The following is a 24,449-nucleotide window of genomic DNA, read 5'->3' as shown; positions in this document are numbered from 1 at the left end:
TGAGTGAATGAGAGCGGTTCACCGGAGGAGGCTCGGTGACCGGGGATTTGTGCGCCATGACTGAGCCTCTTACAGGTGTCGATGCTTTGCGTAGAAGGAAGGAGAGAGTCTCATGTCGGTTCATCTTCTCACATCGAGATCAGGGCTGACCCGGAAGGCGTCTCTCAATGCACGTCGGTGGTCGGGGCACTCGCGACGACCAACGGGGTGCCGTTTGGAACGCCTCGAAGATCGGACGCTGCTGTCCCAGATCTTCGGTCAGCTCTTTGAAGACATGGATGGCGATGGCCTGAGGGATGTGGGCGAAGTGGGTATTGAGGGGGTTGAGGTTCAACTCCTGAAGTTCAATATCGTGGATGGCTCGACCGAGCCGTATCGGACCACGATCTCGGATACGCAGGGACGTTATTCCTTTGGCAATGATGGCCAACCTGTTCCTGTCGGCGACTATCAGCTTCAGATCGCTCCTGAAGCGGCTGATGCCGTGCAGACCTATCCGATGGTCGAGCATGCCGCACGGCCGTATTTCCTGAGAATTGACTCGGCGAACCAGACCATCGGCGCCTGGTCCGACACACCGCTGACCGACCCAACGGAAGGCTGGATCGATGAGATCCCCACGTCGGGCCCGGAAAGCACCCAATCCTACTTCATGAACGGCGACTTCCTGTTCCAGTTCGGTCCGCAGGGGATCGGGCCGTCGCGGGTTTCGTTCTCGGGGATGGCCACGGTGGTGACCACCGCCTCTCCCGGAGGTGATGCCGACGGCAATGGTCTGGCCGATGTTACGGCCACGATGACCGAACTGACGCTCAACGGAATTCTCCGATCCGACCAGCACGAGGCAGGGTATCAGGGACCGATCTCTCTGACACTCCGGGAAACGCCTGCGTCGACCGGCCTTGTCGAGGCCCGGCAAGATACGCCCCTGCTGGCTGATGGGTCGTTTGATCTGTACGTCTCGATCGACGTGCCCGATGATTGGCCCAATGTCACCTCTCCCCTGATCAACGAGTCCGCGATCGGATTCCTCGCCCGTGAAATCGCTCGCTTCCCGGCCTTTGGCCACGTGTACGAGCAACGGGGGACCGAGCCGCCGGTGGTGCTGTTCAACGAAGCCGGTGAGCAGCAGGGTGAGCTTTTCTTCTCGTCGATGACGCCGACACCGGGGGCCGATTTCGGGGTCTTCCGACTCGGAGCGATCGAGGGGCAGAAGTTTGAGGATATCAATGGGGACGGCGTTTTTGATGAAGGCGAGCCTGGCCTCGAAGGCTGGGAAATCGTCATCGAGAGCCTCGGGACCGAGCTGGACACGGAAGACGGCGGGAGCCCTGGGGGTGGTCAGGCTGGACCTCCTCCAGGACACGGTCATGCCCCTAGTGGTCCGGTGACAGTCACGACCGGCGCTGACGGGTCGTACGTGCTCGAAGGACTGGGTCCAGGCTATTACAAGGTCACCGAGAGCGTGGCGTTGCCCTGGGTACAGACCCTGCCGGGAGCGCCCGATTTCTCGTACACGATCCTCCTGACGAGCGGCGGGACGGAGATCCTCAATTTCGGTAACGTCCTGCAACTGGGCGGGTTCGACTACGGCGACGCGCCCGAAAGCTATGGAACGCTGCTGGCCGACGACGGGCCCCGGCACGAGATCGTCAGTGCCTTGCGGCTGGGTGGGTCGGTCGATCCCGAGGAGGACGGCCAGCCTGACGGGCAGGCACTGGGTGACGACCTTGACGGCAATGACGACGAAGACGGCGTGAACTTCACGTCCGCCCTGGTCGCGGGCAGGGTCAACACGATCATCGTCAACGCCTCGGGGGCCGGCAACCTCAGCGCCTGGCTCGATCTGGACGGCAACGGGGTCTTCGACCCGACCGATCAGGTATTGACCGACGAGCCGCTCGTGGCGGGTGACAACGAGGTCGATCTCGACCTGACCGCGATTGGCGAGCTAGAGGAGGGTGTCGACACCTTTGCCCGGTTCCGGTTCAGCACCGACGCAGGGCTCGGCCCGCTTGGCGAGGCGAGCGACGGCGAGGTCGAAGACTACGCCGTGACCATTTACGCAGCCTCGGACGTGGGGATCATCATCGGCCAGGTCTTCGAGGACTTCGATGGCGACGGACTTCGTGATCCGACCGAAGTGGGCCTGAACGACTGGACGGTTGAGCTGGTCACGCTCGACGGCGTGGTCGTGGCCTCGACGATCTCGGCCACCGATGGCGACAACGACGGGATGTATTCGTTCGTCGACGTCATCCCGGGGACCTACGAGATTCGTCAGGTTGCTCCCGAGGGGGACGTGACCTGGTTGCAGACCTACCCCGGTGGCGAGAGTGGCGCTGTCTCCTACTTCATCGATGTGGTCCCTGGCCAAATCGGCAGCGCGCCCTACGTGGATGCCGAGAGCGACGGCACCGCGACCTGGCTGGCAGACCTGGGGCCGGCCACCGACACGTTCCCGCTGCTGGCGCAGTTCTCGCTGCTCAGTGGGGGCGGCGGTGCCGGTCACGGCGGCGATCCCTTGAACCTGACCCTCTTCGGAACGGGGGTGGTCGAGCGCTTCGCCGCGACCGACGAGGACGGGGATGGCACGGCCGAGACGGTGCCGGCGACCTTCCAGAGCCTCGAACTCTCGGGCTACGTCATGGTCGGAGGGCACGAGGGTACGCCCGGCGAGATCATGGGACCGGTTACGGTGCGGCTCCTGCAGCCGGCTGACGGTCAGTTCGGCGGTAGCAGCGAGCACGGTGAGGAGGAAACGGAAGACGGAGCGATTCCCGTTTCGTTCTCGATGCTGCTTGAGATTGACCTGACCGCGCTGGGGATGGGAGTTTACACCAGCAGCGGCACGCCCGTCTCGTTCGACGGCGGCGTCTTGCAAATTCCTTACGTGGGCACCGACATTGCGCACGAGGGGGGCGGACCCCCGATCCAGTTCAACGACGGCGCCGGGTCGATCTATCGCCTCGTTGCGGGGCACCTGATGCCCGCCTACGGGCTCGACTTCGGCAACTTCGCCGACGTTTCCGTGAGCGGCACGGTGTTCGACGACTACGACCTCGACGGCGTCCAGGGGCTCGATGAACCGGGCCTGGCCGGCGTGACGGTGATGGTGCAACTGGCGGTGGAGGAATCGGAACACGGCAGTGGTGGCGGCGGTGGCGGCCACGGCGGAGGCGGTTCGGCCGGTGGTCACGAAGAGACCGAACCGACCGTCTTCCTCACCCTCACCGATGCCAACGGCATGTGGTCGCTGGCCAACCTGGGACCAGGAACGTATACGATCCAGATCATTCCGCCTGGCGCTTACGTGCCCAGCTCGGGAGATCCGAACGATCTGCTCACGACCGTGACCTTCGCCAGTGGCGATGTGATCACGGAGATCAATGGCGCCCTGGCCCAGTTTGATTACGGTGATGCCCCCGATCCGACCTATCCGACCCTGATCGCCTCTGATGGTGCCTCTCACGTGGTGACGGGCAACTTCCAGCTTGGCGAGCTGATCGATGGGGAACTCGACGGTCAGCCGACCGTCGGAGCCGATGGCGACCCGAGCGACGATGGTGTGACCTTCTCCTCGACGGTGCTCCGCCCCGGCCAGGAAACCACGCTGACCGTACTCGTTTCGCTGGCCGGCGGGACCGGATTCCTCGATGCCTGGGTTGATTTCAACGCCGACGGCGACTGGGACGACCTTGGCGAGCAAATCCTCGTGTCGCAGGAAGTGGTCGAGGGTGAGAACCTTCTGCCCTTCACCGTGCCTGTCGATGCCTCGGCCGGCGCGACGACCTATGCCCGGTTCCGCCTCAGCCGGACCGGCGAGCTCACCCCGACCGGCGATGGAGCGGCCGGTGAGGTTGAGGATTACCTGCTGACGATCAACGCGGCGCCGGTGGCCGCGGACATGTCGTTCTCGGTCGCCGAGGACACGACCCTGGAGGTTGCCGCTCCGGGAGTGCTGGCAGATGCTTCTGACGTGGAAGGGGATCTGCTGACCGTCATCCTGGTGACCGGACCGGCTCACGGCACCTTGCAGCTCAACCCTGACGGCTCGTTCTCGTACGAGCCCGACGCGGACTTCTTCGGCGCCGACTCGTTCGTCTTTATCGTCAGCGATGGGACGGCCGAGAGTGCTCCGGCCACGGCAACGATCGACGTGTTGGCGGTCCCGGACGACCCGACCGCGACCCTGTCGAACAACGGGCCAGTCGATGAAGGGAGCCCGGTGACGGTTGAATTCACCGATCCGTTGGACCCGGACGACCCTGCCGCCGAGTTCCGCTACAGCTTCGCGTTGACCCCGGCCGGCCTGGCATCGAGCTTCGGGGAGGCGTCGGCAGACGCCAGCACGATGTTCACCTTCGGCGACGACGGCACGTACACCGTCTTTGCCCGCATCTTCGATTCGAACGGTGGCAGCACCGACGCTCAGACGATGGTGACGGTGCTCGACGTGGCGCCGACCATCACCGCTCCGGCCGGACAGGCCGCGGATGAGCGAACAACGGTCGTCATCGACCTTGGTACGCTGGTCGATCCTGGTGACGATGGCCCCTGGACGGTCGTGGTCGACTGGGGAGACGGCACGACGGGGACGGTCGTCGTTGATGAGGCGGGCCCGATCGGTCTGCAGTCGCACCGCTATCTGACCGCGGGAACGTTCGAGGTCACACTCTCGGCCACGGATCACGACGGGGTCGAAGGACCATCGAGCAGCTTCCAGGTCGTGGTCGAAGCAACCCCGGCGACCCCGGGTGACATGGACCGCGACGGCCTGACCGACCTGGTCGATTACACCTCTGACGACGCGACGGGTGGCCGGTTTGAAGTTCGCCAGACTTCGGACGGATCGGCCCACCTCGTTCCTCTGGGCGAGATGGGAGACATCCCGGTTCACGGCGACTTCGACGGCGACGGCATCATCGATGTCGCCGTCTTCCGCCCGAACGTCGACATCACCGGCGACGGCATCGCGGATGCCGCCGGCTGGACAATCATCGAATCGTCGACCGGCAGCACGAGGGAGGTCCTCTTCGGCGCTCCGGGAATGATGGACATGCCGGTTTCGGCCGACTTCGACGGCGACGGCATCACCGACATTGCAACCTTCCGGCCGAACAGCGACGTGACCCCCGGCGCGGCCGAGTGGTTCATTCTGCCCTCGGGCGGCGGCTCGGCCTACCACATTGCCTTCGGCGCGGCGAACCTGATGGATCTGCCCGCACCGGCCGACTACGACGGCGACGGCAAGGCCGACATCGCCACCTTCCGACCGGACAGCGACGTGACCCCCGGCGCGGCGGAATGGTTCATTCTGCCCTCGGGCGGCGGCTCGGCCTATCACATTGCCTTCGGCGCGGCGAACCTGATGGATCTGCCCGTACCGGCCGACTACGACGGCGACGGCAAGGCCGACATCGCGACGTATCGTTCGGAAAGCGACCTGCTCGCGGGGTCGGCTCACTGGTTCATCCTGCCTTCGTCGACGAACCTCGGCTATGCCGTGGCGACGGGGGCGGCCGGGGACGTTGCAGCTCCGGGTGAATACGACGCGGATGGCCGGATCGACCTGGCAACCTTCCGTCAGGATTCGTCGCTGTGGACGATCCGCGACAGCTCGACAGAGGATGTGCGGACGATCCTGTTCGGGACGAACGGTGCCCGGACGGTTCCGCTGCTGGCTCCGCTGGCGAGCCGACTGGCCGCCACGGATCATGCCCTGGGGACCGGATCGGCCTCGGCCGCCCGGCTCGCGGGGGTGACGGACACCTCGAAGGCGCTTGAGGTCATCGACCTGGCGCTGGACGAACTGGATGACTGGCGGTGGAACTGACCACCATGCCCAGGCTCGCCGGCCGAGCATTGCCGGTCGGCGAGCCAAGGGTTTGAGTCATGATGCCGCCCTTGAGGGTGATTGGATCACGAACTCATTTCTGTTTGATTGTCCGAATCGATCCGAGCGCTTCCTGAGCCGGAGGACAATCCGATGAGACGCATCATCACACACCACCAATTCAATCCGAGACGCGGGGGCCTGCCTGGACGAAGGCATTGCCTTGCCGCAGGAATCGCGACGGGAGCGCTCGTGGTTTTCCTGAGTGTGCCGTCGATGGCCTGGGCGCAGGTCAAGGACCGCGTGTCTGGGCCGGGAGACGAAGCCCTCTCGCAAGCCGAGGGGCGCAACATTCACAATTTGCTGTTCAACCATTCCCTGCTCATCCGGCATGTCGTTCATGATTACGAAGATGAGCATGGATCAGGAGTGATGGCCCTCACCTGGGTGAGTGATCCCGAGGCCTATCCTTGGCTGGTGGAGGTGCTTCAGGAACACGTGGCACAGATGGAGGAACGCCTGGAACGCGGGGCGCGAATCTACCAACGTGATCTGGTGTTTCGGATGATCTTTGACCTTGCCGATGAGATCACCTTTGAATATGAGCTCATTCCGGGAGGAGTTCTGGCCTTCGAGACCAGCCACAATCCGCTGGCCGCCGAGTTGATTCGGCTCCACGCCGAGAAGGTGAACCTGTTCATTGCGCAAGGCCAGTCGGCCTTGCTGCCTGTTTCTGCCCGGGGCGGACGGAGACCCGATCCGCAATGATGCGGGACCAAGGTTCTTGTCGCCGGCTTCGGGCCGTGTGATCGATGGCGCTGAGGATTATCTGGTCAGTGATGGAACATAACCGGCCCTGATGGCGAGAACCATCAGGGCCGGTTTGCGTTTCTTTGAAGGGGAACGCCGAGGAGCGCTCAGGAATGGGATGAGAGCGAATGGGGGGCAGGGAGCCTCGCATTGATCAAAGATCGGGGAACGAGGATTTCTCCTCGGCCAGGTCGGGACGCATGCCCTGGCGGATCATGGCCATGCGTTCGCGATGCTGGAACCAGGAGTGGAAGATCCCAGCCACGGAGCCTGACGTGATCGCGACAATCGCGATCCAGGCGAACCAAGGGATCGAGGCGAGGACTGTCCAGACATTCGACATGAGGGAGCCTCCGACACGGGGAAGGAGAGAAAGCGGCTGGGGAACCCGAGAGAAGTCGGGCGAGCAAATCAGCTCCGTTCGGTAAGAGGTTCGCTCTCCATCCTGATTTCTTGTGTGTCTGTGTCAGTTTGGTTCCATGGCTTCATGAGCCAGGGAACGGGGCTGCGGAGGATGGGACGAGCGAGGGTTGCTTGCGAGGGTCGGAGGAGGAGTCGGGTCGGGGTGGAGGTCGAGGACCGCGTGGAGTTCCGTGGCGTCGATCGTCTCGCGTTCGAGAAGCAGTTCGGTGAGGGCAACGAGCGCGCCGGCGCGGCGGCGGAGGACGGAGTGGGCCAGGACCAGGGCCTCGTCGAGGATGCGGCGGACCTCTAGGTCGATTTCTCGGATGGTTCGTTCGCTCCAGCCGGGGCCTCCCTGGCCGGACGAGGGATCGATGCCGTAGCAGACGCGGCCGAGGTTGGGGCTCATGCCGAAGTCGGTGACCATGCGGCGGGCGATCTGGGTGGCGCGCTGGAGGTCGCTGGTGGCGCCGTCGGAAATGGAGCCAAGGGCAAGTTCCTCGGCCGCGGTGCCGCCGAGGAGCCCGGCGAGGCAGTTCATGAGCCATTCGGTGGTGTGGAGGAAACGGTCTTCCTCGGGTCGATACATGGTGAAGCCACCCATGCCATTGCCCCGGCCGATGATGGTGACCTTGTGGACGGGGTCGGTTCCGGGAAGGCTGGCGGAGACGAGGGCGTGGCCGGCCTCGTGCACGGCGATGCGTCGGCGCTCGTCGGGGCGCATGATCCGGCCTCGGGTTTCGGGACCGGCGAGGATGCGCTCGAAGCCCTGCTCGAAGTCGACCCGCTCGACGCGGTCTTTCCCCTTACGGGCGGCCAGCAGGGCGGCCTCGTTGACGAGGTTGGCCAGCTCGGCGCCAGCGAAACCGGAGGTCATGGCGGCGACCTGGCGGAGGTCGAGCTGGTCGCAGAGCGGAACCTCTCGGGAGTGAACCTTGAGGATCTGCTCGCGGCCGACGAGGTCGGGGGGATCGACCCGGATATGGCGGTCGAAGCGCCCGGGGCGGATCAGGGCGGGATCGAGAGTCTCGGGGCGGTTGGTGGCCGCCATGACGATGATGCCGCTGTTAACATCAAACCCGTCCATGGCGACGAGGAGCTGGTTGAGGGTCTGGTCGCGCTCATCCTGCGCCCCGGAAGCGCCGGAGGACCGGACCTTGCCGATGGCGTCGATCTCGTCGATGAAGATCAGGCAAGGAGCCTTGGCCTCGGCCTTGGCAAAGAGGTTGCGGACCCGAGCCGCGCCAACACCAACATACATCTCCATGAAGTCAGAGCCTGATAGGGCGAAGAACGGCACCCCTGCCTCTCCCGAGACGGCACGGGCGAGCAAGGTTTTGCCGGTGCCGGGGGGGCCGACGAGGAGGACGCCCTTGGGGATGCGACCACCCAGGGCGGCGTAGCGCTCGGGGGTTTTGAGGAAGCCGACCACTTCCTGGAGTTCCTCGATGGCCTCGCGGAGCCCGGCGACATCATCGAAGGTGACGCGGCGGGTGGAGGAGTTCCGGGTTCTGGGCTTGCCTCGGGTGAAGGCCATCGCGGGGCCGAGTCCACCGCCTCGCGTCATGAGAACGAGGCCAAGGAGCAAGAGGAGGATGAGGCCGAGCGTGGCGATGCCGGAGGCGAGGGCGCTCAGGTCGCGCTGGAATGCGTAATCGTCGGCATGCTGATCGAGGAGTTCGGTGAGGTTCGGATCGGCCTGGGCACCAGACCAGGAGACGCGGACCCGTCTGGGCTGGCCGTCGGGTCGCAGGGTCCGGAGTTCGGCGTCGAGGCTTCGTGTTCCGAGTTCGACCGATTTGACCTTCCCGTCGACCAGAGCGCGGCGGAACTGGCCGTAGGTCCAGGTTTCGGTCATTGAGGCGCGATGACTCATGACCGCGGCGAGGGTGAAGAGGATCAGGACCGAGGCGATCGCAAGGCCCCAGTAAAGGGGCCGTCTCGGGCCTGAGGCGTTGTCGGACGATTGAGAATGATGCGCGCTCATCGGGGGTCGTCTCGGTGATCGTAGGCAAGGGCGAAGGCGACGGTGGTGCAGAGAGCGAGTCACGACTGCATCAGTTTCACGCAATCGTTTGTGTCGGCATGATGTGGCGGCTTCGGCGCGTTATGAGTCATTTTGACCAGGATCGATGCGTAATCCGGAGCGAGCCCGGAAGGCATCAGGACGGGGGCGGCGATCGGGAGCGGCGGGAGCAGGAGCGGGTGCCCCGACGGTTGAGGCGGCGGCGGGGTGGTGTTCGATCCGGCGAGCCTTGGAGAGGTCGATGGTCCCATCGGAGAGAGCGACCTCGATGCGACGGTCGCCGGGAAGTTGCTGGGGAATAACCACGGTGAAGGTGCTGCCCCGTCCCGGTTCGCTGTCGAGGGACACGTCTCCGCCGAGCATCCGGGCCAGTTCCCGGACGATGGAGAGGCCGAGGCCGGTTCCCTGGTGTTCTCGGATCAGGACATCGGCCGACTGGCCGGGGATGCCGGCCTGGCGGAATTTCTCGAAGATCACCTCGCGGTCCTCGGCGGCGATGCCGATGCCGTTGTCGGCCACGGCGACGACGATGGAGCGTCCTTCGGCCTTCGCCGAGAGGACGACGCGGCCACCTTCGGGGGTAAACTTGATGGCGTTGGAAAGGAGGTTGTAGACGATCTGGCGCAGTTTGCCTTGATCTTGTCGGACGAGGGGAATGGCCTCGTCGAGCCGACATTCCAGCTCGATGCTTTTCCGCTCGGCCATCGGGCGCATTTGCACGGCCAGGGTTTCGCAGACCTCTCGGACGGAGAAGTCGTCGGAGCGGACCTCCATCTTGCCGGATTCGATTTTGGCCAGGTCGAGGATGTCGTTGATCATCGACAGGAGCATGCGGCCGCTGTTCTGAATGTTCGAGGCATACCGGCGCTGTTTTTCGCTGAGTTGCTCGTTCCCGGACAGGACTTCGGAGAAACCGATAATACTATTCAGAGGGGTTCGGAGTTCGTGACTCATGGTGGCGAGGAAATCGCTCTTAATCCGGTTCATCTCGTAGAGGGCCATGTTGGCCTGGGCCAGTTCATCGACCTTGCGATCGAGGTCGCCGTTGACGTCGCGCAGTTCCTGCTGCATGGCCACGAGGTTGTGGAGCATGCGGTTGAAGGCGTGAGAGAGCTCCTCGAACTCGTCTCCGGTCTGGATGCGGCTGCGAATGTTCAGGCGGCCGGCGGCGATGGCGTCGGAGACCTCGCGCAGGTGCTTCACCGGCCGGACGATGATGTAGCGGACGATCGTCCAGGAGGCGAACATGGCCAGGATGGCCGTGACCAGGGCCGTGGCGATCAGGATGGCTCGGTTGCGGTTGATCGCCTTGTTGGTTTGCTCCATCGGCAGCTTCACCAGGACGACGCCGGCGAGGTCGCCGGGCTGGGTGCGGGCGTACTTGCCCGACTCGTCGAGCCGGATCATGTCATGGTACTGGGCGGCGTAGGAGAGGCCGGGTTCGTCGTCGATCGGGTCAAGCGGCGGGACGATCGGCTCCAGGCCGGCTTCGGGAACCTCCATGCCCTGGCGGGTCATCTCGATCGGGACCATCGCGGGGACGGGGTCGGCGGCGGGACTGGCGTGGCACGAGGCGATGCAGCCGGGACGAAAGAGCACGGCTTGCACATAGGTGTACTCGGAGCGATCTGGGCCGATCTCGGTGTACTCGGCCGGGGTGCCGTCGGGAAAACTGTAGGGGCGGGTCAGGCCATTGGCGTCCCAATCGCCTCGCTGGCGGATGGCGGCCTGGAGGAAGCGGTCGACGATCCGGCGCTCGAATTCGTCGCGAGGGCGGCGCTCGGTCTCCTCGGCAAACGGTTTGACGACGTGCCAGTCGAAATGCTGGAAGCCGTCCTTGGGGGTCAGCTCTCGGGAAACCTTGTCAACGATCGGGGCCAGTTCGGGGCGGACGAGGGCAGCCTTGAGGTGAATCTCCTCAAGGATCGGTTTGACCTGCATCCGGGCCGCCTGGCGGCTCTGGCCGATGACCAGGCTCTCGGTCTTGCGACCGTAGATATAAAAGCTGATCGTGACCAGCAGCAAAATGCCGCCGCCGAAGATGAACCGGCACTTTCGCTCCAGGCTCGTTTCGCCGAGCAGGTGCTTGAAGGTGCGATACGACACCGGCGGTCTCCGTCGGGACGCTCGGAGAACGAAACGATCCGCCAACGGACGCAACGAGGTCCGACCGGCGGGTCTTGAGACGCTTGCGATCGTCGGCTCGGGTCCTTCCCTGGAATCAATTTTCAGGATACCCGATCGGGGCGTGGTCGCCTAGATGACCCTCACTCCTCTGCAAAATGGGCGATCGATCAGCGTGCTGGATCGTAGAGCACCGCCCAGACTGCGATCGGCTCCCAAGAATACGATGCAACAACTTATGTCGATGGGGTGGAGCGGTCCTTCTTCGATCGCTTGCGGGTGGGGGGGAGTGATTCGACGAGCGGGCCGTCGCCGGGCTGACAGGTGGGGCAGAAGTGGCTGGAGCGGCCGATCAGGCCGGCAATTCGGGCGCGAACGATCGGGGTCTGGCAGATTTTGCAGGGTTCTCCGGTGCGGCCGTAGACGTGATTGACGGCGAGGAAGCCGCCTTCGAGGCCGAGGACGGTGCGGTAGCCCTGGTCGAAGCTGGAGCCCTCGGCGGCGATGGCGTCGGCAAGGACCTCGCCCATGGCGCGGTGCATGAGGTCGATGGAGGGGCGGTCGAGCGTGTTGGCGGGTCGCTCGGGATGGATGCCGGATCGGTGGAGGATCTCATCCGCATAAATGTTGCCGATGCCGGCGAGGACCTTCTGGTCGAGCAAGGTGGGCTTGATCGGTCGGGAGGTGCGGGAGAGCCGGGCGGCGAGGTCGTCGGCAGAGATGACCAGGGCGTCAGGACCGTGGGATTTGGAAAAGGCGAGCGTGGCGGAGTCGAGGTCGGGGTACCAGGCGATCCGACCGAGCCGCCGAGGGTCGTTGTAGTGAACGGCGGCGTAGGGCTCGGGGTCGGCCATCGAGAAGGTAAGCCGAATGTGCCGGGCCAGTTCGGAGTCCACCAGGTAAAAGGCTCCGGTCATCCTCGGCTGGATGACGATGATCCCTCTGGGTGCGGTCATGGCAATGACGACCCACTTGCCGCGGCGGTTCACGGACTCGACAACGGCTCCCCGGGCCTTGCGTTCGAGCGTCTCGGCGTTGCAATTCGAGAGAAGGTGGGGGTCGATGACCGAGAGTTTGCGGATGGTCCGGCCCTGTAAGGCGGGTCGCAGGCCGCGGACCATGGTTTCGACCTCGGGAAGCTCGGGCATGGGAGGAGACTCGGCGAGGGGCAGAGGTTCCGGTGGATCAGGACAAACCGGCATTGATTGTACGCCTTCGCGGATCGTTCACGAATACTTCACTGGATGATCGCAAACGGTCAGAAGTGTTTCCAAAATCGCGCAAAAGCGATCATTTTCTTCAGGGGGTTCTTGACGGGGTTCGGTCGGTATTGGAATCTAGTGAAGGAACGTGCGAGAACACTGCCGGAAAGGGTGACATGCTGGTCGAATCGAGGCGACGGACCCTGCTAGAGCTGGTGAGTCGCCAGGGGTTTGCCTCCCTGGAGGAACTTGTCCGGGCGACAGGGGCTTCGGAAAGCACGATTCGGCGCGATCTGGAAGCGCTGGACCAGGCCGGAGCGATCAAGCGGACTCACGGCGGCGCGGTTTGCTCGGGAGAGGTGCGGTCGATGCCCGCGCTCGACGACCGGGTGACGACTGCGGCCGAGGAGAAGCGAGCGATTGGCCGGGCCGTGTGCGACCTGATCGAGGATGGCGAAACTGTCTTGCTTGACGGGGGGACGACCACGCTGGAAGTCGCCCGGGCGTTGGTGGGGCGGCCCTTGCAGGTGGTGACCAACAGTTTGCCGATTGCGGCGTTGCTGGCGTCGAGCAAGGAAACCGACCTGATCCTGATCGGCGGCTACATTTACCCTCGAACGGGGGTGGCGATGGGTCCGCTTGCCGTGGCCACGATGCAAGGCATTCGCGTGCGACGAGCGGTCCTGGGAGCCGGTGGAATTACAGGTGAGGGCGTGTTCAATTCGAACAGCTTGCTGGTTGAGACCGAGCGACAGATGATGACATGCGGGCAGGAGATTCTGATCGCCGCGGATCATTCGAAGTTTGGCCGCCAGTCCCTGTCGAAACTTTGCGGGCTGGATGAGGTTGATCACGTGGTGACGGACTCGCAGATTTCCGGCCAGGATCGGGACATGCTGGAACAGGCCGGTGTGGCGCTGACCATCGCTCCGATCGACCCGATTGAAGACAACTCCGACCGCCGAGCGTCGGCCCGAACCCCCGGATCGAGGAGCGTCTCCCGATGAGTGCGACCACCGCGATCAGCCGAGGACAGATTGAACAGGTTGTTCGGTCGATCCTTCAGCAGCAATTCTCCGGCAACGGCCAGGCGTCGACCGGATACCGGCCGAACCTGGTGGTGAACATCTCGGCCAGGCATGTCCACCTGACACAGGAGCATGTGGACATTTTGTTCGGCCAGGGATACCAGCTCACCGAAATGAAGCGCCTTTATCAGGCGACCGACTTTGCGAGCAACGAGACGGTGGCGGTGGTTGGCCCGCGACAGCGAATGATCCCGAACATTCGCATCCTGGGACCTTGCCGGAAGTTCAGCCAGGTCGAGCTGTCGTTTACCGACGCGATCAGCCTGGGGATCGATGTTCCGGTGCGGATGTCCGGGGATATCGAGGGAACGCCGGGCTGCTTGTTGATTGGTCCGAAGGGGAGCGTCGAGCTGACCAAGGGGGTCATCCGGGCCGAGCGGCATGTTCACATGGGAGATCGAGACGCCGAATACTACGGCGTCAAGGCGAAGGACCGGATGAACCTTCGGATTCACGGCCCCTGCCCGACCACGCTGGAGGGCCTGCTCGTTCGGACCCATCCGGACTGGAAGCTGGAGGTCCACATCGACACCGACGAAGGAAACGCGAGTGACCTGGTCCATGCGACCAAGGTCGAACTGATCAAGCCGTGAGGTTCGGAGCGAGGCCGGCGTGCCTCGATCGCCGTCACTCACCCACACCGACCGACACCACTACGAACCATGCCGACGTATCGGGGAGCGTGACCCCGGTCGACGGCCGAACTGCAGGGGACCGATCATGGCAAATGGATCTATCCACGAAGCGCTCGGGATGATCGAAACAAAAGGATTCGTCGCGTTGGTCGAGGCGACCGATGCGATGCTCAAGGCGGCCAACGTCGAGCTGGCCGGCTGGGACAAGGTCGGCAGCGGCCTGGTCACGGCGTTTGTCGTGGGCGACGTCGCGGCGGTCAAGGCAGCTGTTGATGCCGGTGCCGCAGCGGCCAGCCGAATCGGCGAGGTCTTGAGTGTTCAGGTGATTCCGCGTCCGCATGAGGAGCTTGGCGGCGTGTTGAGCTTCGCCAAGGCCAAGGCGGCGGCTCAGGCCGGCACCCCGACGACCCCCAAGAAAGAGGGAGCCTGACCCATGGCGAGCGGAAATGCTTCAGGAGAGGCACTCGGAATGATCGAGTGCCGAGGGCTGGTCGGCATCATCGAAGCGACCGATGCGATGCTCAAGGCGGCCAACGTGACGCACGTGGGGCGGATCAGCGTGGGCGGAACCTACGTGACCACGGTGGTTCGTGGGGACGTGGGAAGCGTTCGGGCAGCGGTCGAAGCCGGGGCCGAATCGGCCAGCCGGGTGGGAGACCTGGTCTCGGCGCATGTGATCCCGAGGCCGGACCCGGCCGTGCTCGGCACGTTCTTCGCCTGAGCCGGCTCGGCCGATCGGGCCGATGATTGTCCTGGGCAGTTGTGCGGGAGGGCCTGTCCTCCCGCCTTGCATCGCTCCTCTCACCCCATTCCATGATCGAGAACCATCTATGAACGGCTCGGCACTGGGCCTGATCGAGACGAGAGGGCTCATCGGCCTGATCTACGCGTATGACGCGATGCTCAAGGCTGCGAATGTTGAAGTGGCTACGGCGGTCATCAAGCTCGACGGCGGCGTGGTCAGTGGCATCATCCGGGGCGATGTGAGCAGCGTTCGGGCCGCGGTTGAGGCTGGGGCTGAGGCCGCGGCCCGTTGCGGCGAGCTGCACGCGGCGCACGTGATTCCCCGGCCCGACCCGGCCGTGGTTGCCGCCTTCGTCGGCAAATGACCCGGATGCTTGAAAGGGACGCGCGATGAAGATTCTGGTCGCCAACCTCGGGAGCACCAGCTTCAAGTACCGCCTGTACGACCTGGGAGCCCCGGGAGAGCCGATGCTGGCTCGGGGAGCGGTCGAACGAATCGGTGCGCCGCAGTCGAAGGTGGCATTCAGCTCGTCGAAAGGGAAGACCGACGGCGAGCAGCCGATCCCTGATCACGGGGAGGCGGTGCGGCTTTGCCTGGCGCAACTGACCGATCCGATGCTGGGGGTGATTGCATCGGCTGACGAGGTTGCCGCGATCGGATTCAAAGCGGTTCATGCGAAAGGTGTCAGCGGCGTTCAACGGGTTGATGAATCGCTGCTGGTCGCAATGGAAGCGTTCAATGATGTCGCACCCGCACATAATCCCCCTTATGTGAAGGCGATGCGGATGCTTTCGGAGCGATTTCCGGAAATGCCTCTGGTGGCGGCCTTTGAGACGGGGTTCCATGCGACGATCCCGGATCGGACCCGGCGCTACGCGGTTCCGGAAGCATGGGCGACCGAACATGGCGTGCTTCGTTGGGGATTCCACGGTGCGAGTCATCGATACATCGCGGAACGATCGGCGGAGCTAATTCGCCGTCCCGGCCTGAAGGTAATCTCGTGTCACCTCGGGGGAAGCTCCTCACTCTGTGCGATCAAGGAAGGAAAGTCGGTCGCCACGAGCATGGGGATGAGTCCTCAATCGGGACTGTTTCAAAACAACCGGGTGGGAGATTTTGATCCGTTTGCCTTGCCCGCGGTCATGCGGGCGACCGGGATGTCGTTGGAACAAACGCTCGACGTCCTGGCGTCGCAGTCGGGTTTGCTGGGCCTCTGCGGGGTGAACGACCTGCGAGACGTGGAGGCGGCGGCGGATTCGGGAGACGCGAAGGCCCAGCTCGCGCTGGAGATGTTCGTGACCTCGATCCGACACTACCTCGGCGCCTATCTGGTGGAGTTGGGGGATACGGACGCGATCGCGTTTACGGCGGGCATTGGTGAAAACTCGTCTCGGATTCGATCGATGGTCTGTCAGGATCTCGGATTCTTCGGCATTCATCTGAATACCGAGTTGAACGAGGCGGTCAGCGGCGAGCACAAGATTTCGACGGCAGACAGCCGGGTCGAGGTCTGGGTGATTCCGACGAATGAAGAGATCATCGTGGCTCGCCAGGCGCGTGATCTGTTGGCGGGAACGATCTGAGTGGTGGGTACCGACCTTCAGGTAATCGGAGCGCATTGATGTTTGTTGCCCGAGTAACCGGCTCTGTGGTCGCAACCCAGAAGGTTGCGTCGATGACCGGGCACAAACTCCTGACGGTTGAGCCGTACCGGGTCGATCCCGACTCGAACACCCGACTGGTTCCGACCGGGAGGACGTTCGTGGTGGTCGATACCCTCGGGGCGGGAATTGGTGAGATGGTCTTGATCTGTCAGGGGTCGAGTGCCCGCTTGACGCCGGAGACCGAGAAATTGCCGATCGACGCGGTGGTGATCGGCCTGGTGGACACGGTGGATATCGGTGGAACGGTCGTGTTCTCCGGTCGAGACGACGATCGTCATCGCTGATGCAAACCAGACAGGAGCCGAGACGTTGGGGGCGATTCGGATGCGGACTGGAGATCATGCTGGCCATCCTGTTTGCCCTGGTCCACTCCGCAGTGGCCTGGCATGTTTCGGGATGGTGGCCCCAGGTGCTGTCCTTGCCGCCGAACGCACCGGCTCGAATCCTCTTCTCAATTTACTGGTGGCCGCCGATGCGATTGCTCGGAGTGGTCGCCGCCGAAGCCGGGGCTCCGGCGGGAGGAGTCACGAACCTGATGCTCCTTCCGCTGGCCTGGATGACCTGCTTCGTTTACGGGTGGCTGACCGCGATTGCGATTTGCCTCCCCTTTCGAATCAAACGCCGTCGATAAACTGAATCACGAGCCCATCGGCCGATCGAACGATCGCGCGGTCGATGCCGGGCGCGGCCCGGATTGGGCCAAGCCCTTCGCCTTCCCAGGGTGATCGCCATGCAACCGATGACCGAGGACCTGATTCGCAACGTGGTGCAGCAAGTGCTGTCTCAGATGGGCAGCAATGGCTCGCAGGCGAGCCCTGGCGTGTCTCGCCCCAGTGGGAATGATGGCGTCTATCCGACGGCGGATGCTGCGGTGGCGGCGTCGGAGGCAGCCTTCCGAGCCTTCCGCCTGCGTCCTCTGGCCGACCGGGACCGGGCGGTGAAGGAGATCAAGCGGCTTTGCGTGGAGCGGGCCGAGGAGTGGGGTCGGAAGGAACTGAGTGAGACGAAGATCGGTCGCCTCGATCACAAGATCGCCAAGCTGCGAGACGCGATTCCGCCGATCCCGGGGGTGGAATACCTGCGGACTGAGAACAACGCTGGCGACAACGGGTTGACCCTGACTCAATACGCCCCGTTCGGCGTGATTGGTGCGATCACCCCGGTGACTCACAGCTTGCCGACCCTGGCAAGTAATGCGATCAACATGCTTGCGGCCGGGAATACGGTCGTGTTCAACGCGCATCCGTCGGGGGCCAACATTGCGGCGGAAGGGGTTCAGGCGTTTAACAGGGCGATTCGAGAAGCGATTGGCCTGGATGACCTGCTGACGATCATCAATCCGCCCACGATTGAGTCGGCCGACGCGTTGTTCAAGCACCGAGGGGTGAAGTTGCTTGTGGTCACCGGTGGGCCGATGGTGGCGCGAGCGGCCCTGGCGAGTAACAAGCGAGCCATCGTGGCCGGGCCGGGGAACCCGCCAGTGGTGGTGGATGGGACGGCCTGCGTTGACAACGCGGCGAAGTCGATCATCACCGGGGCAGCGTTCGATAACAACCTGCTCTGCATCGGTGAAAAGCAGGTGTTCGCCACCGCGGATGTGTTCGATAAGTTGATGGATGCCGTGGGGCGGTTCGGGGGCTATCGGCTCGATCCGCACCAGATCGACGCCCTGACCCGGGCGGCATTCGTGAAGGGGGATGATGGGAAAGCCCATGTGAACAAGGATCTGGTCGGGAAGGACCCGGACGTACTGGCGCGGTTCGCCGGCGCGACGATTCCGGCGGGGACCCAGATCTTGTTCGGGGAGACCGGAGCGGATCATTTGTTCGTCGAGCATGAACAGATGATGCCGTTTATCCCGTTTGTGCGCGTCACGAACGTGGATCGGGCGATCGAGCTGGCGAAGCAGTCGGAGCACGGCTACGGCCACACGGCGATCCTCCACTCTCGGGACACGACCGTGATGGACAAGATGGGGCGAGTGATGGACTGCACGATCTTCGTCATCAACGGGGCCTGCGTTGCGGGGCTCGGAACGGGAGGCGAAGGGGTGGGCTCGTACTCGATTGCCGGGCCGACGGGTGAAGGGGTGACGACCCCCTTGACGTTCACCCGCCAGCGTCGGACGGCGATCATCGGCGGCATGCGGTTTATTTGAGTGCGACTCGGAGGATCGACCCGTGCAAATCGGCCGCGTTCTCGGTTCGGCGACCTCGACGATCAAGCATCCGACCTTTCAAGGGGAGCGGTTGATCGTGGTGCAGCTGGAAGGGACCGATGGCCGAGATGACGGTGACCCGGTGCTCGCCTTCGACCGGCTCGGGGCCGGAAAGGGTGACCGGGTGATCCTGACCAGTGATGGACGAGTCTTGCAGGGAATGCTGGGCCGCAATACGCCCGGCCGGTGGAGTGTCCTGGGGTTGCCGGATTCATGACCGTGCCAACGATCGGACAGGTCGATGATGCCGTGAGGGCCGTGCTGGCGGGATTGCGCCGAGCACCTCGGCCCGATCGTCGATCGTCCGGCGTGTTCGCGGGGCGATTGCTCGGTGAACGTCAGGTGGAACGGTTGGGGCCTGAGATCCGGGAGGTTCGGATTGCCCCCACGACGGTGATTACGCCAATCGCTCGTGATCACTTGAAGCGTCGAGGAATCTTGATCCGATGGGTGTCTGAGCATCTCGCGGGACGACTCGGAGAATGGGGATTCGTGATCGAGGAGGGAGTGGCGATGGCGGATCCGATCCGACGATCGCTGCTCGGCTCGGAGGGGTCCTGGCACGAGGCGGGGCAGGGAGTGATCGAGGCGGCCCAATGGGTTGCGAGCGAGGAAGGGCGAGGCGCGGTCGTCTTCACCGATCAAGGGTCGGTGGCATGCTGGCTGGCTGCACAGGTGGCCGGGGTTCGATCGGCGGCTCCGGGAGATGCGGACGGGGTGGCCCGCGCGGTTGAGCATCTGGGGGTCAATCTGCTGGTCCTCGAACCCGCGGGGCATTCACTTCCCTCGCTGTTGCACTGCGTGAAGGTGTTCCGGAAATCGGGTGCTCCCGAATGTCCCGACTGGCTTGATGGGAGGACCGACGATGCGAATCGGCGAGGTGATCGGCCGCGTGACCTGCTCTCGACTGCACCCGAGCGTGCGGAATCCGCGCTTTCTGGTGGTCGTCCCGATGCCTCGGGAGGCGATCACCGAAGGCTCGTCCCGGCGAGGGGAGGAACTGGTCGTGTTCGATGAGCTGGGCGCGGGCCGGGGGGCAATCATCGGCATCAGCGAGGGGGGAGAGGCGGCCAACCCGTTCGGACCAAAAAAGGTTCCGGTCGACGCATATTGTGCCTGCCTGCTTGATCAAATCAACGTCTGAAATCACCGCGAGCGCGATCCCATTCACAGGAGTCTTAGACAATGTCAGTCAACGGGAATTTCATGGGAGAATGGAAGCTCCGCGAGGAAATGTGCGAGGTGGGCCGTCGGGTCTACGCCAAGGGATTCGCCGCGGCCAACGACGGAAATATCAGCTATCGGCTCGATGAGAACCGGGTGCTCTGCACGCCGACCCGCGTGTCGAAGGGGTTCATGAAGCCGGATGATCTGTGCATCGTCGACCTCGACGGCAATCAGGTTTCCGGGAAGCGGAAGCGATCGAGCGAGATTCTGCTGCACCTGACGATCATGAAGCAGCGTCCGGACGTGAGGGCGGTCGTGCACTGCCACCCGCCGCATGCAACCGCCTTCGCGGTGGCACAGGAGCCGATCCCGAAGTGCACGATGCCCGAGTTCGAGGTGTTTCTGGGAGAGGTGGCCATCACTCCTTACGAAACGCCGGGCGGACAGGCGTTTGCCGACACGGTGATCCCGTACATCAAGGATACCGATACGATTCTGCTTGCCAATCACGGAACGGTGACGGCAGGTAGTGATCTGATGGATGCGTATTTCAAGACAGAAATCATCGACGCCTATTGCCGGATCCTGATCCTGACCAAGCCGCTGGGTGGACCGAAGTATTACAACGACGCGAAGGCGGCCGAGTTGATCCGCTTGAAGCCGGGGATCGGCGTGCGAGACGTGCGTCTCGAGCTGGGACTCGAGAATTGCGACCTCTGCGGGAACAGTCTGTTCCGCGAAGGATACAACGAGTCATTCAAGCCCGAGCCGCATGCCTTCATTCCGGACAAGTTCCAGCAGGCGGTCCAGCAGGCTGCCTGTGCGATGCCGAACCAACCCGCGAAGGCGGATGGAGCTGAGTTCGAGGCGATGGTTCAGGCGATCACCGAACAGGTGATGCGGGTGATGGGGGGTGGTGCGGGATCGTCGGGCAATGGGCAAGCAGGTGGATCGGGATCGTACGCAGGGGCGTGCTGACACACTCGGCGCGAGGCGTCGGGCATTTCTCCCAGATTACGACGGAACAGAATCGCGAACGAGAAGAAGGTGGAGATATGAGAGTCAGCATCGTCGGCGGTGGCGGCCTGGTGGGATCGTGCACCGGTTTCGCCTTGCAATGCGGCGGCGTGGTGAGCGAGATCAACCTGATCGACGTGAACGGCGACCTGTGCCGAGGCCAGGCGCTGGATATCCTACACGGTGCTCCGCTGGTCGCCGATCAACGCATTCGGGCGACCGGATACGAGGCGATTCCCGAGACCGATCTGGTGTGCATCACCGCCGGGCTGCGTCGGAAGCCGGATGAGAGTCGGTTGGACCTGATCAACCGCAACGTGGAACTGTTCCTGAAGATTCTCGATGATGTGATGGCTGGGGGACTCCGCAGTGATGCGGTTGTCCTGGTGGTCTCCAATCCAGTGGATGTGCTGACCTATCTGGCGACCAAGCGGACGGGGTTGCCGTCGTCGCAGGTGATCGGGCTCGGGACGATGCTCGACTCGTCGCGGTTCCGGGGATTGATTGCCGAGGCGATCGGGTTGCCCGCGACTCAGGTGACGGCGACGATCCTCGGAGAGCACGGCGACAGCATGGTGCCCATCTGGTCGGCGGCGCAGGCGGCGGGGCTTCCTCTGGAGAAATATCCTGGATGGACCCCGACGACCGGTGATGAGCTGTTCAAGCGAACCAAGGGCAGCGGTGCCGAGGTGATCAAGCTCAAGGGGGGAGCAGGCTTCGCGGTCGGGATTTCGATTCGGGAAGTGATCCATGCGATCGCTCTGGATTCGAGGCGCATCCTGCCGGTCTCTTCGCTCGTGGATGGTCAATATGGAATGAGCGACGTGTGCACTTCGGTTCCGACGGTGGTCGGGCGCGGAGGGGTCCGGGCTCAACTGGAGATCGACCTCTGGCCGAAGGAAGTGTCGGCGTTGCAGCAGTCGTCTCGGGTCTTGCGAGAGACGATTGACATGGTCCTGCAGAAAAATCCAGGAGCTGCAAAGGCGGCGTCGGGGGGCGGCACCGGTTCCAAACCTGCGGGAGGGCTCCCCTCGTCGAATGGTCACGCGGTTCGGGTGACGATGGGAGCCAGCGGGGGGAACGTGACGGCCCGCCCAAGGGTCACCATTTCCGGGCAGTCGGGCGGAGGACGTGGTGGTTACTAAGTCGCTCGATCGCAAACTGGCGGCGATTCATGCCGATCCGCACGGCTGTCGGGAATTCATCCTGGCCGATGCCAAGGACGCGGACATGGCGTTCGGCATCGGTGCGCCGGGACAATCTCCTGAGAATCACGCGGGAGAAGTGCGTTTCCGGACCTTGGAGGAATACCGCGAACAGATTCGCCTCAACACGAGGCAGGGGTTAGTCGACATCATGCTGATGTCGGCCAGCACGAATTATCATCTGACGATTGAAGAACGATTGTTCGATGGTTCGCACGTGACCCCGGCGATCCGGGCAAATGATGCAACGGATGTGCATCTGGCAAGGGGGTCACGTTACGCGGAGTACCCGGCTCAGCCGCATCGGTCGGCCCTGCTCGATCATGCGATGTGCGGGCATGTCGATTGCTCGCCTGAGGAGCGATCGCTAGGCGCTGATCTGGGGCTATACAGCGTCACGTTCAATAATATCCCGGAGCACGATTTTTATACGCTCGAACGATTTCATGCGTTCCGGGAAGAAGCCGAGCGGAAGGGGTTTCGCTACTTCCTGGAGGTATTTGACCCGAACGTGCCGGGGACAATTGACCCCGAGATCTTGCCGCACTTTCTCAACGACATGATCGCTCGGATGCTGGCCGGAGTGGCCGGGGCCGGGCGGCCGGTGTTCTTGAAGATTGTGTATCACGGGCCGAAGGCGTTGGAGGAACTGGTTCGGTACGACCCCCATCTGGTGGTGGGAATCCTGGGAGGATCGGCCGGTACCACGTTCGACGCCTTCCATCTGCTGGCCGAGGCGAAGAAGTACGGCGCGAAGGTGGCGCTCTACGGTCGAAAGATCAACAACGCTGAAAATCAACTGGCGTTTATTCAGTTCTTGCGATTGATCGCTGATGGGGAGATTGGCGCGACCGAGGCGGTTCGGGCTTACCATGCGGTGCTGGATCATCTAGGAATCCGTCCTCATCGACGGCTCGATGACGACTTGAAACCGATGGCGACCTCGATGAGCTATGGAGGGGGGGCGACCTCCGTCGTGGTCCCGCCGAAGCCGGAGCCATCGTTGAATGGATCGCCCCGTCAAATGGCTAGCCCGATCGTTGCCGATGCACCGAAGGCCGGTTGCGATTGCGGGTGTGGGACCTGTGATGGCTCTGCGTCCTCGAAGTCTGATCCGATGGGGGAGGTTGACCGCAACGGCTTTCCGACCCGAGACGGGGGACTTCCCGATTTTGCTCGCATGGATGTTGCCCAGCGACTGGAGTATCACCGTCGTCGTCTGGGGCTGGGGGCATAAGTTTCGGGATCGCCATCGCAGGCCCCCTGCTCGGCTGGGGAGAATCGGATGAAGCGATCGACGAACCACCTCCTTAATGAAACGGCTGGAGGAACGAACCTACTCCGGAACCCGATTCTGCGACGAATCGTTGACTGGGCCTCCTGGCCCCCGGAGAGGATGAAATGGAAGAACTGTACGATCCGACGGGGAAACCCGAGTTGCCGATGAAAGAGTTTGAGGTGGACCCGGTGTCCGGGTTCGCCTGGCTCACCGGCTTTCTGACACTGCTGATCGCTTCGGTCCTGGGTCTCATCGCCGGCATCGGGAGTGAGATCGCGGTGGTGGTGGTCTCGGCACTTGTCGGAATTGTGGTGGCGATCATCGGCCTGACCGGCCTTTTTACGGTGAGCCCGAATGAGGCGAAAGTCCTCCAACTGTTTGGGGAGTACAAGGGGACAGTGAGGCGCCCGGGCCTGCGCTGGGTGAACCCCTTTTATTCAAAGATCGCCATTTCCACCCGTGTTCGAAATTTTGAGAGTGGAAAGCTGAAGGTCAACGACCGCAACGGCAACCCAATTGAGATCGCGGCAGTGGTTGTCTGGAAGGTGGTCGACTCGGCCGAGGCGTTGTTTCATGTCGATCGGTACGAGCACTTCGTCGAGGTCCAGAGCGAAGCTGCGCTGCGGAACCTGGCGAGTGGATACGCCTATGACGCCCACATCGAGGACGAACTGTCGCTGCGGGGGAACACGGCTGAGGTGGCCGATCACCTGCGGACCGAGATTCAGGACCGCCTGTTCAAGGCAGGGGTCGAGGTGATTGAGGCCCGGATCAGCCACCTGGCCTACGCTCCGGAGATTGCCGGTGCGATGCTCCAGCGGCAGCAGGCCGATGCGATCATCGCGGCTCGGGCGAAGATCGTCGAAGGGGCGGTCGGCATGGTCGAGATGGCGCTCGGCATGCTTGCGAGCCAGAATCTTGTTGAATTGGACAACGAGAAGAAGGCGGCGATGGTCAGTAACCTGCTGGTCGTACTGTGCAGCGACCGCGGCACGCAGCCGATCGTCAACGCCGCGCACCACCCTCATTAA

22 protein-coding genes are annotated in these 24,449 nt (G+C 63.4%); 18 read left to right on the top strand and 4 right to left on the bottom strand.

The window, feature by feature from the left end; all coding sequences use genetic code 11:
- Positions 1-214 precede the first annotated feature (214 nt).
- Both GA615_RS08205 and GA615_RS08200 read left to right on the top strand, forming a co-directional pair.
- Entirely contained in the window at positions 215-5,836 is a 5,622-nt protein-coding gene (locus GA615_RS08205; protein ID WP_161602227.1) for an SdrD B-like domain-containing protein, read from the top strand.
- Between the two features lie 153 nt (positions 5,837-5,989).
- Positions 5,990-6,604 (top strand): hypothetical protein, encoded by a 615-nt coding sequence (locus GA615_RS08200; protein WP_152050795.1) that lies wholly within the window; start codon positions 5,990-5,992, stop codon positions 6,602-6,604.
- 196 nt (positions 6,605-6,800) lie between these two features.
- Here GA615_RS08200 and GA615_RS08195 read toward each other — a convergent pair whose 3' ends face one another.
- From GA615_RS08195 to mutM, 4 genes are all read right to left on the bottom strand, one after another.
- A complete protein-coding gene (locus tag GA615_RS08195) occupies positions 6,801-6,989 on the bottom strand; it encodes a hypothetical protein (RefSeq protein ID WP_152050794.1) in 189 nt (62 codons plus the stop codon).
- Between the two features lie 123 nt (positions 6,990-7,112).
- Positions 7,113-9,035, bottom strand: a complete 1,923-nt coding sequence (ftsH, locus tag GA615_RS08190) for an ATP-dependent zinc metalloprotease FtsH (RefSeq protein ID WP_152050793.1) — start codon at positions 9,033-9,035, stop codon at positions 7,113-7,115.
- Positions 9,036-9,155: 120 nt separating this feature from the next.
- Positions 9,156-11,180 carry a sensor histidine kinase gene (locus GA615_RS08185; protein ID WP_235905223.1) on the bottom strand — a complete coding sequence of 675 codons (2,025 nt, stop codon included), beginning with the start codon at positions 11,178-11,180 and terminating at the stop codon, positions 9,156-9,158.
- Positions 11,181-11,434: 254 nt separating this feature from the next.
- Entirely contained in the window at positions 11,435-12,346 is a 912-nt protein-coding gene (mutM, locus tag GA615_RS08180; RefSeq protein WP_152050792.1) for a bifunctional DNA-formamidopyrimidine glycosylase/DNA-(apurinic or apyrimidinic site) lyase, read from the bottom strand.
- Between the two features lie 230 nt (positions 12,347-12,576).
- Between mutM and GA615_RS08175 the strand changes: the two genes are divergently transcribed.
- From GA615_RS08175 to GA615_RS08105, 16 genes are all read left to right on the top strand, one after another.
- Positions 12,577-13,407 carry a DeoR/GlpR family DNA-binding transcription regulator gene (locus GA615_RS08175; protein WP_152050791.1) on the top strand — a complete coding sequence of 277 codons (831 nt, stop codon included), beginning with the start codon at positions 12,577-12,579 and terminating at the stop codon, positions 13,405-13,407.
- A complete protein-coding gene (pduL, locus tag GA615_RS08170; RefSeq protein ID WP_152050790.1) occupies positions 13,404-14,081 on the top strand; it encodes a phosphate propanoyltransferase in 678 nt (225 codons plus the stop codon). The genes GA615_RS08175 and pduL overlap by 4 nt, the downstream gene beginning before the upstream one ends.
- A gap of 127 nt (positions 14,082-14,208) precedes the next feature.
- Positions 14,209-14,553, top strand: coding sequence for a BMC domain-containing protein (locus GA615_RS08165; RefSeq protein WP_152050789.1), 345 nt, complete (start codon positions 14,209-14,211; stop codon positions 14,551-14,553).
- A 3-nt stretch (positions 14,554-14,556) separates the two neighbouring features.
- Positions 14,557-14,844, top strand: coding sequence for a BMC domain-containing protein (locus tag GA615_RS08160; protein ID WP_152050788.1), 288 nt, complete (start codon positions 14,557-14,559; stop codon positions 14,842-14,844).
- Between the two features lie 109 nt (positions 14,845-14,953).
- On the top strand, positions 14,954-15,232 hold the full coding sequence (locus tag GA615_RS08155; RefSeq protein WP_152050787.1) for a BMC domain-containing protein: 279 nt from the start codon (positions 14,954-14,956) through the stop codon (positions 15,230-15,232).
- A gap of 25 nt (positions 15,233-15,257) precedes the next feature.
- Entirely contained in the window at positions 15,258-16,451 is a 1,194-nt protein-coding gene (locus GA615_RS08150; RefSeq protein ID WP_152050786.1) for an acetate/propionate family kinase, read from the top strand.
- Positions 16,452-16,489: 38 nt separating this feature from the next.
- Positions 16,490-16,816, top strand: coding sequence for a EutN/CcmL family microcompartment protein (locus GA615_RS08145; protein ID WP_152050785.1), 327 nt, complete (start codon positions 16,490-16,492; stop codon positions 16,814-16,816).
- Entirely contained in the window at positions 16,816-17,163 is a 348-nt protein-coding gene (locus GA615_RS08140) for a hypothetical protein (protein WP_152050784.1), read from the top strand. The genes GA615_RS08145 and GA615_RS08140 overlap by 1 nt, the downstream gene beginning before the upstream one ends.
- Before the next feature lie 99 nt (positions 17,164-17,262).
- Complete coding sequence (locus GA615_RS08135; protein WP_152050783.1) at positions 17,263-18,690, top strand: aldehyde dehydrogenase; 1,428 nt, start codon at positions 17,263-17,265, stop codon at positions 18,688-18,690.
- A gap of 22 nt (positions 18,691-18,712) precedes the next feature.
- Positions 18,713-18,967: a EutN/CcmL family microcompartment protein gene (locus GA615_RS08130; RefSeq protein WP_152050782.1), complete on the top strand. Its 255-nt coding sequence runs from the start codon at positions 18,713-18,715 to the stop codon at positions 18,965-18,967.
- Between the two features lie 2 nt (positions 18,968-18,969).
- Positions 18,970-19,767: a hypothetical protein gene (locus GA615_RS28085; RefSeq protein WP_235905248.1), complete on the top strand. Its 798-nt coding sequence runs from the start codon at positions 18,970-18,972 to the stop codon at positions 19,765-19,767.
- Positions 19,670-19,894, top strand: coding sequence for a EutN/CcmL family microcompartment protein (locus GA615_RS08125; protein WP_235905245.1), 225 nt, complete (start codon positions 19,670-19,672; stop codon positions 19,892-19,894). Before GA615_RS28085 ends, GA615_RS08125 begins: the two co-directional genes overlap by 98 nt.
- 41 nt (positions 19,895-19,935) lie before the next feature.
- Complete coding sequence (locus tag GA615_RS08120; protein ID WP_152050780.1) at positions 19,936-20,895, top strand: class II aldolase/adducin family protein; 960 nt, start codon at positions 19,936-19,938, stop codon at positions 20,893-20,895.
- A gap of 77 nt (positions 20,896-20,972) precedes the next feature.
- Positions 20,973-22,079, top strand: a complete 1,107-nt coding sequence (locus tag GA615_RS08115; protein ID WP_152050779.1) for a malate dehydrogenase — start codon at positions 20,973-20,975, stop codon at positions 22,077-22,079.
- Positions 22,066-23,376, top strand: coding sequence for a hypothetical protein (locus GA615_RS08110; protein ID WP_390622223.1), 1,311 nt, complete (start codon positions 22,066-22,068; stop codon positions 23,374-23,376). Before GA615_RS08115 ends, GA615_RS08110 begins: the two co-directional genes overlap by 14 nt.
- A 206-nt stretch (positions 23,377-23,582) precedes the next feature.
- Positions 23,583-24,449: an SPFH domain-containing protein gene (locus tag GA615_RS08105; RefSeq protein ID WP_152050917.1), complete on the top strand. Its 867-nt coding sequence runs from the start codon at positions 23,583-23,585 to the stop codon at positions 24,447-24,449.

The sequence above is a fragment of the Tautonia marina genome (assembly GCF_009177065.1).
Taxonomy (GTDB): domain Bacteria; phylum Planctomycetota; class Planctomycetia; order Isosphaerales; family Isosphaeraceae; genus Tautonia; species Tautonia marina.
Note: the sequence above shows the minus strand (reverse complement) of the source record. Positions and strands in the feature narration are given on the sequence as shown.

Bases quoted from the DNA above. Each gene is read 5' to 3' on its own strand.
- GA615_RS08195 (WP_152050794.1), bottom strand. From the start codon at position 6,989: ATGTCGAATGTCTGGACAGTCCTCGCCTCGATCCCTTGGTTCGCCTGG.
- GA615_RS08200 (WP_152050795.1), top strand. From the start codon at position 5,990: ATGAGACGCATCATCACACACCACCAATTCAATCCGAGACGCGGGGGC.
- GA615_RS08120 (WP_152050780.1), top strand. From the start codon at position 19,936: ATGTCAGTCAACGGGAATTTCATGGGAGAATGGAAGCTCCGCGAGGAA.
- GA615_RS08145 (WP_152050785.1), top strand. From the start codon at position 16,490: ATGTTTGTTGCCCGAGTAACCGGCTCTGTGGTCGCAACCCAGAAGGTT.
- GA615_RS08165 (WP_152050789.1), top strand. From the start codon at position 14,209: ATGGCAAATGGATCTATCCACGAAGCGCTCGGGATGATCGAAACAAAA.
- pduL (WP_152050790.1), top strand. From the start codon at position 13,404: ATGAGTGCGACCACCGCGATCAGCCGAGGACAGATTGAACAGGTTGTT.
- GA615_RS08155 (WP_152050787.1), top strand. From the start codon at position 14,954: ATGAACGGCTCGGCACTGGGCCTGATCGAGACGAGAGGGCTCATCGGC.
- GA615_RS08115 (WP_152050779.1), top strand. From the start codon at position 20,973: ATGAGAGTCAGCATCGTCGGCGGTGGCGGCCTGGTGGGATCGTGCACC.
- GA615_RS08150 (WP_152050786.1), top strand. From the start codon at position 15,258: ATGAAGATTCTGGTCGCCAACCTCGGGAGCACCAGCTTCAAGTACCGC.
- mutM (WP_152050792.1), bottom strand. From the start codon at position 12,346: ATGCCCGAGCTTCCCGAGGTCGAAACCATGGTCCGCGGCCTGCGACCC.
- ftsH (WP_152050793.1), bottom strand. From the start codon at position 9,035: ATGAGCGCGCATCATTCTCAATCGTCCGACAACGCCTCAGGCCCGAGA.
- GA615_RS08160 (WP_152050788.1), top strand. From the start codon at position 14,557: ATGGCGAGCGGAAATGCTTCAGGAGAGGCACTCGGAATGATCGAGTGC.
- GA615_RS08105 (WP_152050917.1), top strand. From the start codon at position 23,583: ATGAAAGAGTTTGAGGTGGACCCGGTGTCCGGGTTCGCCTGGCTCACC.
- GA615_RS08140 (WP_152050784.1), top strand. From the start codon at position 16,816: ATGCAAACCAGACAGGAGCCGAGACGTTGGGGGCGATTCGGATGCGGA.
- GA615_RS08175 (WP_152050791.1), top strand. From the start codon at position 12,577: ATGCTGGTCGAATCGAGGCGACGGACCCTGCTAGAGCTGGTGAGTCGC.
- GA615_RS08135 (WP_152050783.1), top strand. From the start codon at position 17,263: ATGCAACCGATGACCGAGGACCTGATTCGCAACGTGGTGCAGCAAGTG.